Below are 15,180 nucleotides of genomic sequence, written 5' to 3' on the forward strand. Positions count from 1 at the left end.
CTTGGGAGGACATTATGGATCCTGTTTTACTTTCACGGCTGCAGTTTGCCGCTGCAACCATGTTCCATTTTCTTTTTGTACCTTTAACATTGGGCCTTTCCATCATAATTGCTTACATGGAAACCCAGTACGTCCGAACCGGAGATAAAGTTTACCTGAAAATGACAAAATTCTGGGGCAAACTTTTTCTCATCAACTTTGCCGTGGGGGTGGTTACCGGTATCACCTTGGAATTTCAGTTTGGAACAAACTGGTCCCGTTACTCTGAGTTTGTGGGAGATGTATTCGGATCTTTACTTGCCATTGAAGCCTCTGTGGCCTTTTTTCTGGAATCCACCTTCATCGGCATCTGGGTATTTGGCTGGAAAAAACTTTCTCCCAAGGCCCATGCAGGAGTCATGTGGCTGGTGGCCATCGGCGGGAATATCTCAGCCGTCTGGATCTTAACTGCCAACGGCTTCATGCAACACCCGGTGGGATATAGCATACGCAACGGACGCGCGGAAATGACCGACTTCTTTGCACTACTGTTCAACAAATTCAGCCTTCTTGAAATCGCCCACACCCTTCCGTCTGCCGTATTGCTGGGTGGTTTTTTTGTGATGGGTATCAGTGCCTATCATTTGTTAAAAAAACAGCACATCGATTTTTTCACAAGATCCTTTAAAATTGCCCTGATCTTCGGCCTGGTTGCCTCCTTTGGCGTCGCGTTGACGGGCGATCTCCACGCCGTTCATGTGGCAGAGGTACAACCAGCCAAACTGGCGGCCATGGAAGCCCACTGGGAAACCCAGACCAGTGCCCCCATTGTATTGTTTGCCATTCCCGATGAGGAAAACAGCAGAAACCGTGTGGAATGGGGTTCCATCCCCGGCATCTTAAGCTTCCTTTCCCACCATGATTTCAATTCCGTTGTCAAGGGACTCAATGATTTTCCCAAGGATGAAAGGCCCCCGGTGTGGATTACCTTTGCCGGATTCCGATTGATGGTACTTCTGGGAACCATCTTCATACTCCAGATGATCTACGGCTGGACCAGAAGAAATAAACTCATGGAATCCCCCAAATTTCTTGCCATGATGCTCTATTCAATCCCCCTTCCCTACCTTGCCATCCAGGCAGGATGGGTCCTGGCAGAAGTGGGACGGCAACCCTGGATCGTCTACGGCCTGATGAGAACCTCCGATGCAGCATCGCCTGTCATGGGGTACCAGGTCATGATCTCCCTTCTTGCCTTTATGCTGGTTTACGGCCTGCTGGGCGGGGTGGGATTTTATCTCATTGGTAAACATGCCAGAAAAGGTCCCGTCTCTGAAAATGCATAATGTTTTTCAGACGCACACGCATCCTTTTACCGGTTAATATGAAGATAAGAAAACAGGAGTTGAAATTATGGTTTTAGAAACAATATGGTTTTTTATTTGGGGCCTTTTGTGGGCGGTTTTTTTCATGACGGACGGATTTGATTTCGGCGTGGGTACGCTGTACCCCTTTCTGGGCAAAACAGAGGCAGACAAACGGGCCATGATTAATTCCATCGGTCCCTTCTGGGATGGCAATGAAGTCTGGCTCATCACCGCCGGTGGTGTCACATTTGCCGCTTTTCCCAAGGTATATGCAGTGATGTTCTCCACCCTTTACACCCCCCTTCTTCTGATATTATTTGCCCTGATCCTGCGGGGAGTGGCCTTTGAATTCCGGGGACAGATTGACCATCCCGTCTGGAAGAAAATCTGGGATATCTGCATTTTTGTGGGCAGCTTTGCACCGGCCCTGCTTTTCGGGGTAGCCTTTGCCAATATTTTCAGGGGAATTCCCTTTGACGGCCAGGGACTTTACCATGGCAATATTCTCAAACTTTTAAACCCTTATGGTTTACTGGGTGGGATTCTTTTCCTTTTACTCTTTGTCCTCCATGGTGCCAACTGGCTGGCCCTTAAAACCAAAGGACGATTAAAAGTGGATGCGGCAAAAGTGGCCGTAAAAGTCTGGCTGGCCCTGATTCCGGTGGCGGTTATTTTTCTCATTGCCAGCAAATTTGCCACCTCTTTGTACCTCAACTACCTGGAAACCCCGGCATTCTTTCTGGTGATTGTCATCAGTGTGGTTGCCCTGCTCTCCGTGGGATTCTTCCTCTTTATAGAATCTTATTTCAAAGCGTGGTGTGCCTCGGCTGTCACCATCGTCAGCTGCACTTTTTTTGGCATCATCGGATTGTTTCCAACCCTTTTTCCATCTCTTCTCAATCCGGAGTTCCATCTCACCGCCTTTAATGCATCCTCAAGCCCCCTGACCCTGAAGATCATGCTCTTTGTGGTGGTGGTGTTTATTCCCATTGTCATTGCCTACCAGATGTGGACATACAGACTTTTTAAAGGTGTATTACCCGAAGATGAGATGGAATACTAAAAGTCAAAGGAGGAAACGGCCATGAACATTGATAGAATCGTTTTTGCCGTGGCCGGCAGCCTGATCCTTTTCAGCGTAATCATGGGTGTTTTTCACAGTATTTACTGGCTGTGGTTCACGGCCTTTATCGGTGCCAACATGCTCCAGGCCGCCTTCACGGGCTTCTGCCCCATGGTCGTGATCCTGAAAATAATGGGCATTGCGCCCGGAAAAGCGTTCAAGTAACTTTGAAATTAAGTAAAGGGCATGATATATATAGTAAATATTCGAGTGGTATTGTAAATATTTGGATAGTACCCCATATTCGCCTGTTTGGGACTGCGTAGCATTCGAATGCCATGTGAGCAGGCCAAAACAGGTGAAGATTGACCGGATATTTACGAGATATATGCCCTGTATGTTGTGATAAGTCCCATAAACTTTTATTAATTAAGGAGATGAACTGATGGACAAGTATGTATGCGATCTTTGCGGTTATGTGTATGACCCTGCAGAAGGTGACCCGGACAACGGCGTGGATGCTGGCACCAGCTTTGATGATCTTGCCGATGACTGGACATGCCCCATCTGCGGCGCTGGAAAAGAAGACTTTTCCAAAGAATAAGGCGCTTCTCAGAGTTTCGTCAACAACCCCTGAGCTAAAGACTCAGGGGGTTTTTGCCAGTTTTCTATAAACAGCCATGTCCTGACGGACACAACGAATATTGAAAATACGATCATGCCGCCCCCGACGGGCAATGGTCCCGGCCCGGAACCGTAGACGGCTCAATTGGTCAGTTCCTATTGCCCATCGGGGGGGGCTCTGCTGAGGATTCCCGGAAATTTTGTTTTCTAATAAAAAAAAGGTATGACAGAAAAGTTCCTGTCATACCTTTTTTTTATTGATGTTTCTATATCTGATTATAAATATTCGGCTTGCTCACTCTGGAAACAGGGGTCACAGGATATCTCAGTTGGCCAACTCCTTCTGCAGCCAGGCCTTGACTTCACCTTCCACGGCAAATACCCCTTTATGCGGTCCAAATGACTCCACAAATATTTTTTCCAGGCGTTCTGGCAGTCTCAAGGTGATCAATTCCTCAGAGTCAAACCCCCTGCGCCGGACCAGACTCACCAATGGATGCTCTTTCCAGGTATTAATAACAAAATAAACGGTTTCATTGTTGGAATCCCTGGAGTTATAATAAGACAAATCACGCAGGGGGCCCCATTCCAGATGCAGGGCTACTGCCTCCTCCGGTGTCATGTCCCAGTCAACAGCATTTACAATACTCAAATCTTTTTTTATATCTTCAAGTCTCATTAATAGTACCTCCATGAACCTCATAATCACCTGTGTCTACCCCAAGTGATAGTTATCAGCTTTATGGATATATTATGCAACATGTGTGCCATCTTACTCTGGATGAATGGATAAAGGTAAAGTAAAATAAAATAAAGGGATGAAGGGTGAAGAAGTAGACGGATAGACAGGCATGGGGATTTTACACGAGATGCCTTTTCAGGCGCTTCCCCCCTTAAATAGTGGATGGGGGCAAAATAGCAAGGAAGCTTATTAAGCCGATCCTCCTTAGAAGAGCCACAATCGTCTCAATCTTAGAGAGACAAACATGTCTCTTTCCATTAGAAAATAAAACGTTTGGGCAACCTCTGCAGAGCCCCCCCGGGAGGCAATAGGAATCGGCCAATTGAGCCGTCTACGGTTCCGGGCCGGGCCCCATTGCCCCTCGGGGGGACTACTGCATGGTCAAGGCTAAAATTTAGGATTGTACATACCCCAGAGTGTTACACCACGGCATCTTTGAAAATCGGAAATCCTAAAATTAAGTGATGACAATGCACTACTTTTCCATGCTTCGTTGTATCGGCTGACCGGCATGACCGTTATTCAAATTTAACCCCAGCATGTTTTTCCACCTGGTCGATGATCCACTGGCTGATCATGTCATCCTCGAGCACCTCTTTTTCAAGCTCCGTCATCTGAATTTCCACCCTGGCCATGGTACGATGCCCCCCGGCGGACCCGATGTGGGAAAAAGCATCTTTGACGGTGTTTCCGGCACTCCTGCGCAGACCGTCATTGCGCATGATGATCACCAGTTTTTCTTCATATATACCAGAAATGATACTCCAGTTGGCAGATTCAATGCGCATAAAAAAATCCGCCACAATGACGCACTGATCTGGATTTTCTATCTTGCCGGTGTGGGCGTACACCCGATGATTGATAATTTTTCTCTGTTTGATGGCATGCCCGATGAACTCAAGGTCCGTCTCCTTGAATTCCGCCTGTTCGATGCGGGCCATGAGACAGGTATTGGCAAATTGATAAAGATATTGAAAAGCCCTGACATCCTCCATGGCAGCCTGTCGAAATCCACCAGTGTCTGTTTTTATCCCCATCAAAAGGCCTGTGGCAAGCTTTTGGGAAGGCTTTACCCCGGCAGACTTTAAATACTCCGTCATCATGGAAGAGCAGGCACCATATTCTGGCCGGATATCATTGAATTTCCCGGAATCACAGGAAAGGGGATGATGATCAATGATGGCATCGTAGGCAAACATGGCAAAGCATTCATGGTGATCCGGCTGGGAATCCACCACCACAAAGCGGTCAAAGGCCTTTTCATCCACCTCATTAATGTGAATCATCTCCAGATCCAGCACCCGGATCATGGTAAGATTGTCCGGGCGAGTCATCTCATTAAAATAGGTGATGGTTACGCTGGTCACCTTTCTCCAGAGCAGCCGTTTCACAGCCATGGCACAGGCCATGGCATCGGGGTCTGCATTGATAACGATCAATACATTATTTTCTTTGGAAAAAAGCGCCAGTAATTTTTCAAGTCTCTGGATATTCGTCATTAAAACCCCTCTTATCCTTACTGAAAAACAGGGTAAACACGATGAAGATATAGCCGGCCACCGCAAATAAAGAGATAAAAGCAATACCTGTACCAAGGGGGGCCAGCACCAGAGCCGTCAGCCAGTGTACAGCAATGACCAGCCCCGAATGAAGCCGGATGGGAAAATCCCGAAACCGACAGATCACGGCTAGGCCGCACAGATTCCAGCCGTAAAGGGAGACAAAGGTATGAATTTTAAGCAGCCATCGGGTATCTTCGTGGGTATATCCCGGAGACATCTGATAAAAAATATAAACAATACCAGAGATGGCCGTGACAATGAGAAAACCGACGCCTGAAGAAAGAAATTCCTTTTGCTGCATTTTCTGCCCATACCGCACATAAAGACCCAGCACCGTTACAACGGCCACAAACAGTGCCAGGGTCACGGCAATCTGGGGATAAAACCGCTCAAACAGAATAAACATAAAAAAAATAATCACACCCAGATTGATGGTCCAGAAGCAGATCAGGGATAAAATACCGATTCTGGAGGTACCGTTCTGGCGGATCATGGAAAAAATAACGGACAGGGTAATCAGGGAAAGGGGAAAGGAAAAACCCAGAAAAAAGGTATTGAGCACCAGTTTTTCCATGGTGACCACATGGAGATACTCGTTGTTAATGATCACCGCCGTAGACATGAGAAGACCAATGGACAGACACAGCAAAGATGCCTGGTGAAACTTTGCCGACACCGACTCCTTTAAAGAGAAGAAATTCCAGGGAAGAAGTGAAAATTTTTCAATTCTGAGGCTCTCCACAATGGATGTCAGGCCAAGGGAGATGAAAATAACCATGGGATAGATATTTAAAAAGGCAAACAGAGCATACAAAAGGGAGAATACCAGAAAACAGATGGTGCGGGGTGAAAGGCGTCCGGTGCCCTCTGTGAAATAAAGAATAATGGTACCGCCGGTGCAAAGGTTAAACAAAAAGATATGGAGGCGCTCAAAATCATAGTGCTCCAGGGGAAAATAAATGCCGGCATAGCCGAAAATAAGAGCCATGATCATCATGGCAGCAAAAAAAAATTTTAACAGGGGATTCATTTATGTAGGGTCTCCCGGATTTATGGATGTTGGGTGTTTGGTGCTGGGTATTGGGTACTGGGTTCATGGTTGCTGGACCCATGGGTCTTGGCTCCATGGGGGGTGGCTTTATGGGTATTGGATTTGGGGGTTTCAAGCATTTTGTTTTTTTCCCATAACGTGGCGAAGAGCCTTATCCAGACGATCATGTTTGAATTGATAACCGAACACCATGAGCTTTTCGGGGTGCACCCGGGTGCTGGCCAGCAGCACTTCCTGCCCCATTTTTCCCCACACAAGCGTCACGGCCCAGGCCGGAACGCTGAAAACAGCCGGTCTTGAAAGAACTTCGGCCATGGTTTGGGTAAATTGCGCATTGGTGACCGGATGGGGGGCAACAAAATTCACCGGGCCCTGGATACGCCGGTTATGGATGACGTAGTTAATGGCATAAATAAGATCGTCCATACTGATCCAGCTCAGATACTGTTCCCCCGAGGCAATGCGGGCACCCAGTCCCATGAGAAAGGGGGGCATAAGTTTTTCCAGAATGCCGCCATTGGGACTCAAAACAACGCCGATGCGGGCATACACCGTCCGAATGCCCGATCCTTCCACCATTTCCGCGGCCTGTTCCCAGTCGGCACACACCCGAGAGATGAAGAGATCCCCGGGTCCACAGGCATCATTTACCACGGTTTCCCCCAGATCCCCATAATAACCGGTGGCCGAGGCAGAAATAAACAGCTCAGGTTTTTCCGGAAGGGCCAGCAGGGTCTTTGCAATAAGTGCCGTGGAAAGATTACGGCTTTTAACGATCTGTTTCTTGCGTTTGGGGGACCACCGGCCCGAGGCAATATGATAGCCATTAAGGTTGATCACCACATCAATGGGTCCTGCCGGTGACAAATCCAAAATACCCTTATAAGGATCCCAGAAAATTTCATCTGTTCCCCGGGGAGGCCGTCGCACCAGCCGGATGACCCGGTGACCGCCGGTGGTGAAAAAAGGAATCAGGGCCTTGCCGACAGGGCCACTGGCTCCAGAGATCACAATGGTGAGGGGGTCGGAACCGTTTTTATGGGCTTCAAGATCATTGTTCATCACGGTGTGGCGATAGGCAAACATCCGGTTGAGTTCCCTGTCCACCATTTCGGCCCAGCGGGGGGGCAGGTGAAGGGGCAAACGGTATTGAACCTTGTCCTCAAGACAGGACTGATTGCTCCCCCGGGAATGAAACAAATGGGTGTGAATCCACTGGGAAAAGGGACCCTTGACCATGCGATCCTGAAAAAGGGTATTCTTTACATAGGCCGTGTGTTCCGCCACCATTTTCATGGACCCCAACGGGGCACAAAGGTCCATTTCCACGGTGGCACCGGTTTTAATTCCCCCGGATTTACGAATGTTTTTCATGACCACCCAGGGCGGTGTCAGACGTTCCAGGGCACCAGGACGTTCATGCCAGGCAAAGGCCTCGGCCACCGGAACCGCCATATCCATTTTTCGGATAAAATAGTTTGTTTTCAAGGACATCTCCTGAAATCTTTGTAAATATTCGGTCAGCACCCCAAATTCGCCTGTTTTGGTCTGCTCACATAGCATTAAGTATGCTACGCAGCCCCAAGCCCCAAACAGGTGAAGATGGGGCACTGACCAAACGTTTACATGAACAAGCCGAATATTTACAACGCTTTGAATTTGGGGCTTGATCATTAAGTGATAAAAGTATTATGTTCCGGATCTTTTATCAAGTACCATTTTTTATCCCGAACGAAAACACCCTGGATACTTTTTACCCACTTAAATCCAAAATACTGGATATAAAAGAGTCATATATTGCATCAATCATACCCAACGCCCAAAACACACACACTTTATTTCACTAATTTTCAATAACTTAAAAAATAAAATAATATCACCTAAAAATGGCATGTTAGTTGCTTTATTTTAATCATTTTGGTAAAAAAGCCCAAAAATCATATTCAGGTCTGTTGCCAATTTTCACACGCCTGAAAAGGAATTAAAAACAGTGGCCCTGTTTCCATTTTTGCCCACATGAACCCTAAAAAAAGGGTACGGGTTCTGATTTTCACCACTTCATGGCTGGCATCAGAACCCGGGCCGAAAAGATGACACCAATGCTGAGCCGTTTGATGAAAAATTTACCCGTGTGCCTGGCCGTCATATGTTTTCTACAGGGCTGCCGGCAGTTCCCCCCCCCCCCCCGGGACATCCATCCCCGGACATTTTCCGGAACAACGCTGTTTTCATCTCCTGCCATGGGAACCGCCTCATCCGGATGGTGGACCCAGTTTAACAGCAATGAACTCACCAATCTTGTGGAAACGGCCCTGGCAGAAAATTTTTCCCTGCGGGAAGCCGCTGCAAGACTCGACCAGGCCAGGTCCCAAAGTGCATCCACAAGAGCAGGCCTGTTTCCCACCATCACCCTGAACGGTGATTACACCCGTACCCAAACCGACAGACACACCACTTCTTATAACACCTTTGTCATGGGTCCGGCAGCATCCTATGAGGTAGATCTCTGGGGCAGAATAAAGGCAGATGTGGCCGCTTCCCACCAGGAAACCCTGGCATCCGGATACGACCTTGGAACCGCAGCCATGTCCGTGGCTGCTGAAGTTGCCAATACCTGGGTGTCCCTGATTGCCACCCGGAAACAGCTCAAACTTCTAAAACAGCAACTGGATGTTAACACCACGGTGCTGGACCTTCTGGAACTGCGGTTTGAAAAATCCATGTCTACGGCCCTGGATATTCTCCAGCAGCGGGAGGTGGTGGCCCGGGCCCAGGCGGAAATACCCCCCATTGAAAACCGGGCAGCAAGCCTTGAAAATACCCTGGCCCTGCTCCTTGGCAGAACTCCGGATCAATGTCCCCGGATCATGGGAGACCTGCCGGAACAGCTGCCCCCCCTTCCCGTCAACGGACTGCCAGCCAACCTGCTGGCCCTGCGCCCGGATGTACGCGCCTCAGGTTCCCGACTTGTGGCTGCCGACTGGGATAAAATCCGTGCCGGGGTTAACCGTCTGCCCGATTTCTCCATCACCGGCAGTTTTCTGTTTCGGGAGACAAGCCTTAATCTCATTCTCCAGAACTGGATACTATCCCTGGGTGCAGGACTCAGTGCCACTGTGTTTGATGGCGGCAAAAAAGAGGCTGCACTGGCAACGGCAACCGCCGTGGTCAAAGAACGTCTGGCCACCTATGAGAAAACCGTTCTAACCGCTATCTTAGAGGTGGACAACAGCCTGGCAGCGGAACACCACCAGGCCCGCTATGTCGACCTTCTCCTTGTGGAACTTGCAACTGCCCGCCAGGCATTGGAAGAGGCACGGCGAAGATACATCAAAGGAATGGACCCTTTTATCCCCTTTTTAACCGAACAGCTCAATGTTCAGAAACTGGAAAGCAGACTCATTGAACAGAAGGCGCTCCTGATCAAGGACCGCATCGCCCTTTACCGGGCTCTGGGAGGAGACTGGACCCAACAATTGGAAATGCCATGACTTCACACACCCCCCCCCGACGTCGTCACCCCTTGGTCCGGGTGATCCGGTTCCTGATCCCCATCATCTTTATTGCTGCAAGCATTGTCGCAGCCAACTATCTTTATGCCACCAGACCCGTGGCCCGCCGGGGGCGCCCCCAGATTCCCTTGCCCCTGGTGGAAACCATGACCGTCACCGCCGGTACGCACTTTGTCAATCTGTCGGCCATGGGAACGGTCATCCCCTCCCGGAGCATCACCTTGAAATCCCGGGTGGGTGGATTTGTAAAGGAAAAATCCGAAAAATTGATCCCCGGCGGACTTTTCAAAAAGGGGGAGATCATGCTCCAGCTGGAAGAGGAAGATTTTCTGCTCAATGTGGCCCGGCAAAGGGCAGCCATTGAAAGGCTCCGGGCAGGACTGCGTCTTGAAATGGGTAAACAGGAGGTGGCAAGGGAAGAACTGAAAATTCTTCAAAACGGATCAAAAAAAACTATTTCCAATGCAGATCTGGCCCTGCGGGAACCCCAGCTGGCCCAGATCAAGGCCGACATTGCCGGGGCAGAAACCGATCTTGCCCGGGTGACTCTGGATCTTGAACGTACCCGTATCAAAGCCCCCTTTAACTGCATGGTCATGGCGGTGAACGTGGAACCCGGTTCCCAAATCTCCTCCCAGGATACCCTGGCCTCCCTGACCGGTACCGACGACTACTGGGTTCAGGCCACCCTTCCCACAGATCAGCTGAAATGGGTGGATTTTCCCCTAAAAACCCACGGCCAGGGAAGTCCTGCCTGGATCACCGCCCGAAACAATCCCCCCCGTCCAGGGCATGTCATCCGGTTGCTGGGAGAGTTAACAAACGAAACCCGACTTGCAAGGCTTCTCATCACCATTGAAGATCCACTGGGGCTGGAAATTCAGGGGAGTCCCCCCCTGCTGCTGGGCAGCTATGTCAACATCCGCATACAGGGGGCACAACTGTCCAAAGTCATTGCCCTACCCCGAAAACTGGTAAGAGATGGAGACCAGGTGTGGTGTGTTGACGATAATCAGACACTGATCATCAAACCCATTGACGCCGTGTGGCGGGATGAACAGCACATTTTTGTCAGTGGCGGACTTGCACCAGGGGATCGAATTGTTGTTTCAGACATGTCCTCCCCCGTTGCAGGCATGACCCTGCAGGTTCAGGCACACCCCCTTTCCCTGCGCCCAGACACCTCCTCTGCCCCACCGAGCAAGGCCGATCCCCCCCTTAAAAACCATCCTGCCACAACATCCACTGCTGCCACAGGTGAAGAGAAATGACCACACACTCCCAGACACCCGGATTAAAAGGTCCCCTCCCGTGGATGGCCGGAAATTCCGTGGCGGCAAACCTACTGATGCTTGTTTTTCTGGTGGGCGGCATCGTCATCGGCAGTTCCATTAAGCAGGAAGTTTTTCCCGACTTTGAAGTCGGTGCGGTTAACGTGTCGGTGACATACCCCGGTGCCAGCCCCGAAGAGGTGGAGCGGGGCATCATCCTGGCCATTGAAGAGGCCGTCCAGGGACTGGACGGTATTGACGAAATGCAGGCCACGGCCTCCGAAGGCCGGGGCAGTGTCACCATTGAAGTCCGGGAAGAAATGGATATCCAGCGCTTTGCAAGGGAGGTGGAAACCGAGGTCAATGCCATCACCTCCTTTCCCGATGAAGCTGAAAGACCCATGACCACCGTTGTCACCCGTAAACGCCATGTCACCTCCCATGCCATTTACGGGGCTCAGTCCCAGGCGATTCTCACGGAATTTGCCGAATCCTTCAGAGACCTTCTGCTCCAGGACCCCACCATTACACAGGTGGATATGGAAGGTACCCGGGAGCACGAAATCCATGTGGAAGTTTCCCAGGAAAACCTCAGACGCTATGGCCTGACACTGGGGGGCATCGCCGAAGCCATCCGCAATGCGGTGGTGGAGCTTCCCGGAGGCAGCATCCGCACCCGGGGCGGGGAAATCATGGTACGAATGAAGGAACGCCGGGAACTTGCTGCTGAATACGCACGCCTGCCCATCATCACCGGCAAGGACGGCTCCCGGATACTGCTGGAGGACATTGCCACCATCACCGAGGGGTTTGAAGAATCAAATACCTATGCCACCTTCAACGGCAAACCAGCCATCATGGTGGAGGTATACCGGGTGGGGGATCAGAAACCCATTGAAGTGTCAAACGCGGTCAAGGAACGGGTGGAAACCTTTAAAAAAAGCCTTCCCCAGGGCATTGATATCGCCATGGTCAGTGACCGCTCCGAGGTTTTTAAACAGCGGGCCGAACTGCTCATCAAAAATGGCTACATCGGCCTGACCCTGGTATTTCTGTTCCTGGCCTTTTTTCTGGAAATTCGCCTTGCCTTCTGGGTTGCCTTGGGTATTCCCATCTCCATTCTGGGGGCATTTGTGTTTTTTCCCCTCACTGATTTTTCCATCAACATCATCTCCATGTTTGCCTTTATTGTCACCCTGGGTATTGTGGTGGATGACGCCATTGTGGTGGGGGAAAACATCTACAAACACCGGGAACAGGGAAAACCATTTCTGGAGGCGGCCATTGCCGGGGCACAGGAAGTGGCCATGCCGGTTATTTTCAGCATTCTGACCAATGTGGTGGCCTTTCTGCCCATCATGTTTGTCACCGGCACCATGGGCAAATTTTTCAAGGTGATCCCCCTGGTGGTAATTGTTGTGTTTCTCATCTCCCTGATCGAAAGTCTTTTTATTCTACCAGCCCACCTGTCTCACCAGGGACGGCAGCCGGGAAGGCTCATGGCCTGGCTCATGGCACAGCAGCAGAAGATCAGCCGGGGGCTTGTGCGTTTTGTGGAAAAGGTTTACAGCCCTGCCCTGGAATTCATGGTGAGAAACCGCTACATCACCGCCAGCGTGGGTCTGGCCGTTCTGATCATCGTACTTGGCTATGTCAAAAGCGGCAGAATCACCACCACCCTCATGCCCCGGGTGGAATCAGACTATGCCTATGTCATGGTGACACTGCCCTATGGGGCATCAACCCAAAAGGCCGCTGCCGTGCTTGATATCATTTCAGCATCGGCAAAAAAGGTGGTGGAAAACAACGGGGGCGAAGCACTTTCCGAAGGACGATATGCCCAGGTGAACGAAAATATCATCACCGGACGGATTCTGCTCACCCCTCCGGATGTCCGTCCCCTGTCAACGGCCAGGGTCACTGAACTGTGGCGGGTGGCCACAGGGACCATTGCCGGTCTGGAGTCCATGGTGTTTCAGTCCGACCGGGGGGGACCCGGCTCCGGGGCATCCCTAACCATTGAACTGAGCCACAGAGACTTTGAAACCCTTGATGCGGCCAGTGAAAAACTGGCCGATGAGCTGGGTGGATTTCCGTCCACAAAGGACATTGACGACGGCTCGGCCCTGGGCAAACAGCAGTTTGACTTTAAAATGCTGCCCGAGGGACTCTCCATGGGCCTTCGGGCAAGGAATGTTGCCCTCCAGGTGCGATATGCCTTTTATGGTGCCACCGCCCTGAAACTCCAGCGGGACAGAAATGAGGTCACCGTAAAAGTGCGCCTGCCAGAAGCGGAACGCACCACGGAAAACCAGCTGGAAACCATGATCATAAAAGCCCCCGACGGCAGGGAGACCCTGCTCCGGGAAGCCGTCTCCATGGAACGGGGCCGGGCCTACACCTCCATTAAACGACGGGCCGGACGGCGGGTGGCCACCATCACGGCCAACGTGGTACCCCGGGTGGAGACCAACCGGATTCTCTCTGTGGTAAAATCAGAGATTCTACCCGCACTGCAGCAGGAATTTCCCGGCCTCACCGGCAACTTTGAAGGCCGCCAGGCCAGCATGCAGGAGAGTACCCAAAGCCTGATCCGAGGACTTTTAATGGCCCTGTTCGGTATTTATGCCCTGCTTGCCATCCCCTTTAAAAGTTATTTCCAACCCATGGTGATCATGGTCTGTATTCCCTTTGGCATTGTGGGGGCGGTGCTGGGACATATCCTTCTTGGATATTCCCTGTCATTGATGAGTCTGTTCGGTCTTGTGGCCCTGTCCGGGGTGGTGGTGAACGATTCCCTTGTCATGGTGGATTTTGCCAACCGAAAACGACGGGAGGGAATACCGGCCCATAAGGCCATTGCCATGGCCGGCACCCAGCGGTTCCGGCCCATCATGCTCACTACCCTCACCACCTTCGGGGGGCTTGCCCCCATGATCTTTGAGACCTCCCGCCAAGCCAGATATATGATTCCCATGGCCATATCCCTGGGGTTTGGCATCGTATTTTCCACCCTCATCACCCTGGCCCTGGTCCCCTCGTTTTACATGATTCTGGAAGATATCTTGAACTTTTTCAAGGAAGACCGCTGAGGGCACAGGCAGATCCTCTCTGATTAAGCGTCTAACCCGGAAAATGGGAATGCACTCACTGCTGACGACTCAGGAAGATATGCACCATGATCCCCTTCCCATGTGGACCATTGATCGCTTGTACTGAGAGCGAGGTGGGTCCACTGGGTTCATCATTTCGGCTCCATGGCAGGCCCCTCACCGCATGCCAGCTTTTTTAAAACCCCCAGGGATTTTGTCATGGAAACCGGTTTAAAAAGCCCCGAAGCCAGGGCGTATTGGTACACCTGGTAAGGGGCCTGTCCGCCATCCTCGGGGTTAGGAAAAATATCATGGATCACCAGAAAACCGCCGGGGATAATATGACGTGCCCAGCAGTTATAATCGTTGAAGGCCGCTGCAAACGAGTGACCGCCGTCAATAAATACCAGACTTAAAGGTGTGGCCCAGTTTTTTGCCGCCACATGGGAGTCGCAGACCAGGGGAACCACTGAATCGGTGAGAGCAAAGGTTTCAATGGTGTTTCTGAAAAATTTGAAAGTATCAATGCCCTGGAAATTCTCATCGTAAAGGTCCGGGTCAAAATATTCTTCTCCCTTCTGCTGCTCCTCCGAGCCCCTGTGATGATCTATGGAGTAGAGCACCGTATCATTTGCCTGACAGGCGGTACCAAGATAGATGGCGGATTTGCCGCAATAGCTTCCAATCTCCAGACAAGGCCCCCTTTTACCGGCCTCCAATGCGGTTTCATAGAGACGATGGGCCTCTTGGCTATCAAGAAAGCCCTTTACCGCGCAGATCAATTTTTCTTCAAATATCATCTTGTCTTTAAACAGCATGCTACTCTCCATATTCTTTTAGAATCATTAATTTTTTTGCCACCGGTATTGCCATATAACCGGATAATGACTATAGTGAATTCATTGTTCAATTTCATT

The 15,180-nt window shown here is 50.5% G+C and carries 12 protein-coding genes; 7 read left to right on the forward strand and 5 right to left on the reverse strand.

The genetic code is table 11. The annotated features are described in order from the left end of the window. The first annotated feature begins 14 nt into the window (after positions 1–14). From ACYQ2M_RS12740 to rd, 4 genes are all read left to right on the forward strand, one after another. Positions 15–1,325 carry a cytochrome ubiquinol oxidase subunit I gene (locus tag ACYQ2M_RS12740; RefSeq protein WP_459916730.1) on the forward strand — a complete coding sequence of 437 codons (1,311 nt, stop codon included), beginning with the start codon at positions 15–17 and terminating at the stop codon, positions 1,323–1,325. Positions 1,326–1,392: 67 nt separating this feature from the next. Then, positions 1,393–2,409 carry a cytochrome d ubiquinol oxidase subunit II gene (gene cydB / locus ACYQ2M_RS12745; RefSeq protein ID WP_459916731.1) on the forward strand — a complete coding sequence of 339 codons (1,017 nt, stop codon included), beginning with the start codon at positions 1,393–1,395 and terminating at the stop codon, positions 2,407–2,409. Between the two features lie 21 nt (positions 2,410–2,430). Then, positions 2,431–2,634 carry a YgaP family membrane protein gene (locus ACYQ2M_RS12750; RefSeq protein ID WP_459916732.1) on the forward strand — a complete coding sequence of 68 codons (204 nt, stop codon included), beginning with the start codon at positions 2,431–2,433 and terminating at the stop codon, positions 2,632–2,634. Positions 2,635–2,854: 220 nt separating this feature from the next. After that, positions 2,855–3,013, forward strand: a complete 159-nt coding sequence (gene rd / locus ACYQ2M_RS12755; RefSeq protein ID WP_459916733.1) for a rubredoxin — start codon at positions 2,855–2,857, stop codon at positions 3,011–3,013. Between the two features lie 345 nt (positions 3,014–3,358). Here the strand turns inward: rd and ACYQ2M_RS12760 are convergent, their stop codons facing one another. From ACYQ2M_RS12760 to ACYQ2M_RS12775, 4 genes are all read right to left on the reverse strand, one after another. After that, positions 3,359–3,712 carry a DVU0772 family protein gene (locus ACYQ2M_RS12760; protein ID WP_459916734.1) on the reverse strand — a complete coding sequence of 118 codons (354 nt, stop codon included), beginning with the start codon at positions 3,710–3,712 and terminating at the stop codon, positions 3,359–3,361. A 581-nt stretch (positions 3,713–4,293) separates the two neighbouring features. Further along, positions 4,294–5,274, reverse strand: a complete 981-nt coding sequence (locus ACYQ2M_RS12765; RefSeq protein ID WP_459916735.1) for a DHH family phosphoesterase — start codon at positions 5,272–5,274, stop codon at positions 4,294–4,296. Then, positions 5,252–6,367 (reverse strand): hypothetical protein, encoded by a 1,116-nt coding sequence (locus ACYQ2M_RS12770; RefSeq protein ID WP_459916736.1) that lies wholly within the window; start codon positions 6,365–6,367, stop codon positions 5,252–5,254. Before ACYQ2M_RS12770 ends, ACYQ2M_RS12765 begins: the two co-directional genes overlap by 23 nt. Positions 6,368–6,499: 132 nt before the next feature. Further along, on the reverse strand, positions 6,500–7,876 hold the full coding sequence (locus tag ACYQ2M_RS12775) for a TIGR01777 family oxidoreductase (protein WP_459916737.1): 1,377 nt from the start codon (positions 7,874–7,876) through the stop codon (positions 6,500–6,502). A gap of 626 nt (positions 7,877–8,502) precedes the next feature. Here ACYQ2M_RS12775 and ACYQ2M_RS12780 point away from each other — a divergent pair. Genes ACYQ2M_RS12780 through ACYQ2M_RS12790 form a run of 3 tightly spaced genes read left to right on the forward strand, consistent with a single transcriptional unit; the run spans position 8,503 to position 14,263 of the window. Continuing rightward, the gene (locus ACYQ2M_RS12780) at positions 8,503–9,879 is read left to right on the forward strand and encodes an efflux transporter outer membrane subunit (protein WP_459916738.1); all 1,377 of its coding nucleotides are present in this window, start codon (positions 8,503–8,505) and stop codon (positions 9,877–9,879) included. After that, complete coding sequence (locus tag ACYQ2M_RS12785; protein ID WP_459916739.1) at positions 9,876–11,171, forward strand: efflux RND transporter periplasmic adaptor subunit; 1,296 nt, start codon at positions 9,876–9,878, stop codon at positions 11,169–11,171. The genes ACYQ2M_RS12780 and ACYQ2M_RS12785 overlap by 4 nt, the downstream gene beginning before the upstream one ends. Next, a complete protein-coding gene (locus ACYQ2M_RS12790; protein ID WP_459916740.1) occupies positions 11,168–14,263 on the forward strand; it encodes an efflux RND transporter permease subunit in 3,096 nt (1,031 codons plus the stop codon). Before ACYQ2M_RS12785 ends, ACYQ2M_RS12790 begins: the two co-directional genes overlap by 4 nt. A 152-nt stretch (positions 14,264–14,415) precedes the next feature. On the opposite strand, the gene ACYQ2M_RS12795 is transcribed toward ACYQ2M_RS12790, so the two are convergent. Further along, positions 14,416–15,081 carry a class I SAM-dependent methyltransferase gene (locus ACYQ2M_RS12795; RefSeq protein WP_459916741.1) on the reverse strand — a complete coding sequence of 222 codons (666 nt, stop codon included), beginning with the start codon at positions 15,079–15,081 and terminating at the stop codon, positions 14,416–14,418. Positions 15,082–15,180 lie beyond the last annotated feature (99 nt).

Source organism: Desulfocicer niacini, from assembly GCF_054657595.1.

What these genes read in the sequence shown, in the direction of transcription:
- ACYQ2M_RS12750 (WP_459916732.1), top strand. Translation starts at nt 2,431, where the DNA reads ATGAACATTGATAGAATCGTTTTTGCCGTGGCCGGCAGCCTGATCCTT.
- ACYQ2M_RS12795 (WP_459916741.1), bottom strand. Translation starts at nt 15,081, where the DNA reads ATGCTGTTTAAAGACAAGATGATATTTGAAGAAAAATTGATCTGCGCG.
- ACYQ2M_RS12780 (WP_459916738.1), top strand. Translation starts at nt 8,503, where the DNA reads ATGAAAAATTTACCCGTGTGCCTGGCCGTCATATGTTTTCTACAGGGC.
- ACYQ2M_RS12760 (WP_459916734.1), bottom strand. Translation starts at nt 3,712, where the DNA reads ATGAGACTTGAAGATATAAAAAAAGATTTGAGTATTGTAAATGCTGTT.
- ACYQ2M_RS12790 (WP_459916740.1), top strand. Translation starts at nt 11,168, where the DNA reads ATGACCACACACTCCCAGACACCCGGATTAAAAGGTCCCCTCCCGTGG.
- ACYQ2M_RS12740 (WP_459916730.1), top strand. Translation starts at nt 15, where the DNA reads ATGGATCCTGTTTTACTTTCACGGCTGCAGTTTGCCGCTGCAACCATG.
- ACYQ2M_RS12770 (WP_459916736.1), bottom strand. Translation starts at nt 6,367, where the DNA reads ATGAATCCCCTGTTAAAATTTTTTTTTGCTGCCATGATGATCATGGCT.
- cydB (WP_459916731.1), top strand. Translation starts at nt 1,393, where the DNA reads ATGGTTTTAGAAACAATATGGTTTTTTATTTGGGGCCTTTTGTGGGCG.
- rd (WP_459916733.1), top strand. Translation starts at nt 2,855, where the DNA reads ATGGACAAGTATGTATGCGATCTTTGCGGTTATGTGTATGACCCTGCA.
- ACYQ2M_RS12785 (WP_459916739.1), top strand. Translation starts at nt 9,876, where the DNA reads ATGACTTCACACACCCCCCCCCGACGTCGTCACCCCTTGGTCCGGGTG.
- ACYQ2M_RS12765 (WP_459916735.1), bottom strand. Translation starts at nt 5,274, where the DNA reads ATGACGAATATCCAGAGACTTGAAAAATTACTGGCGCTTTTTTCCAAA.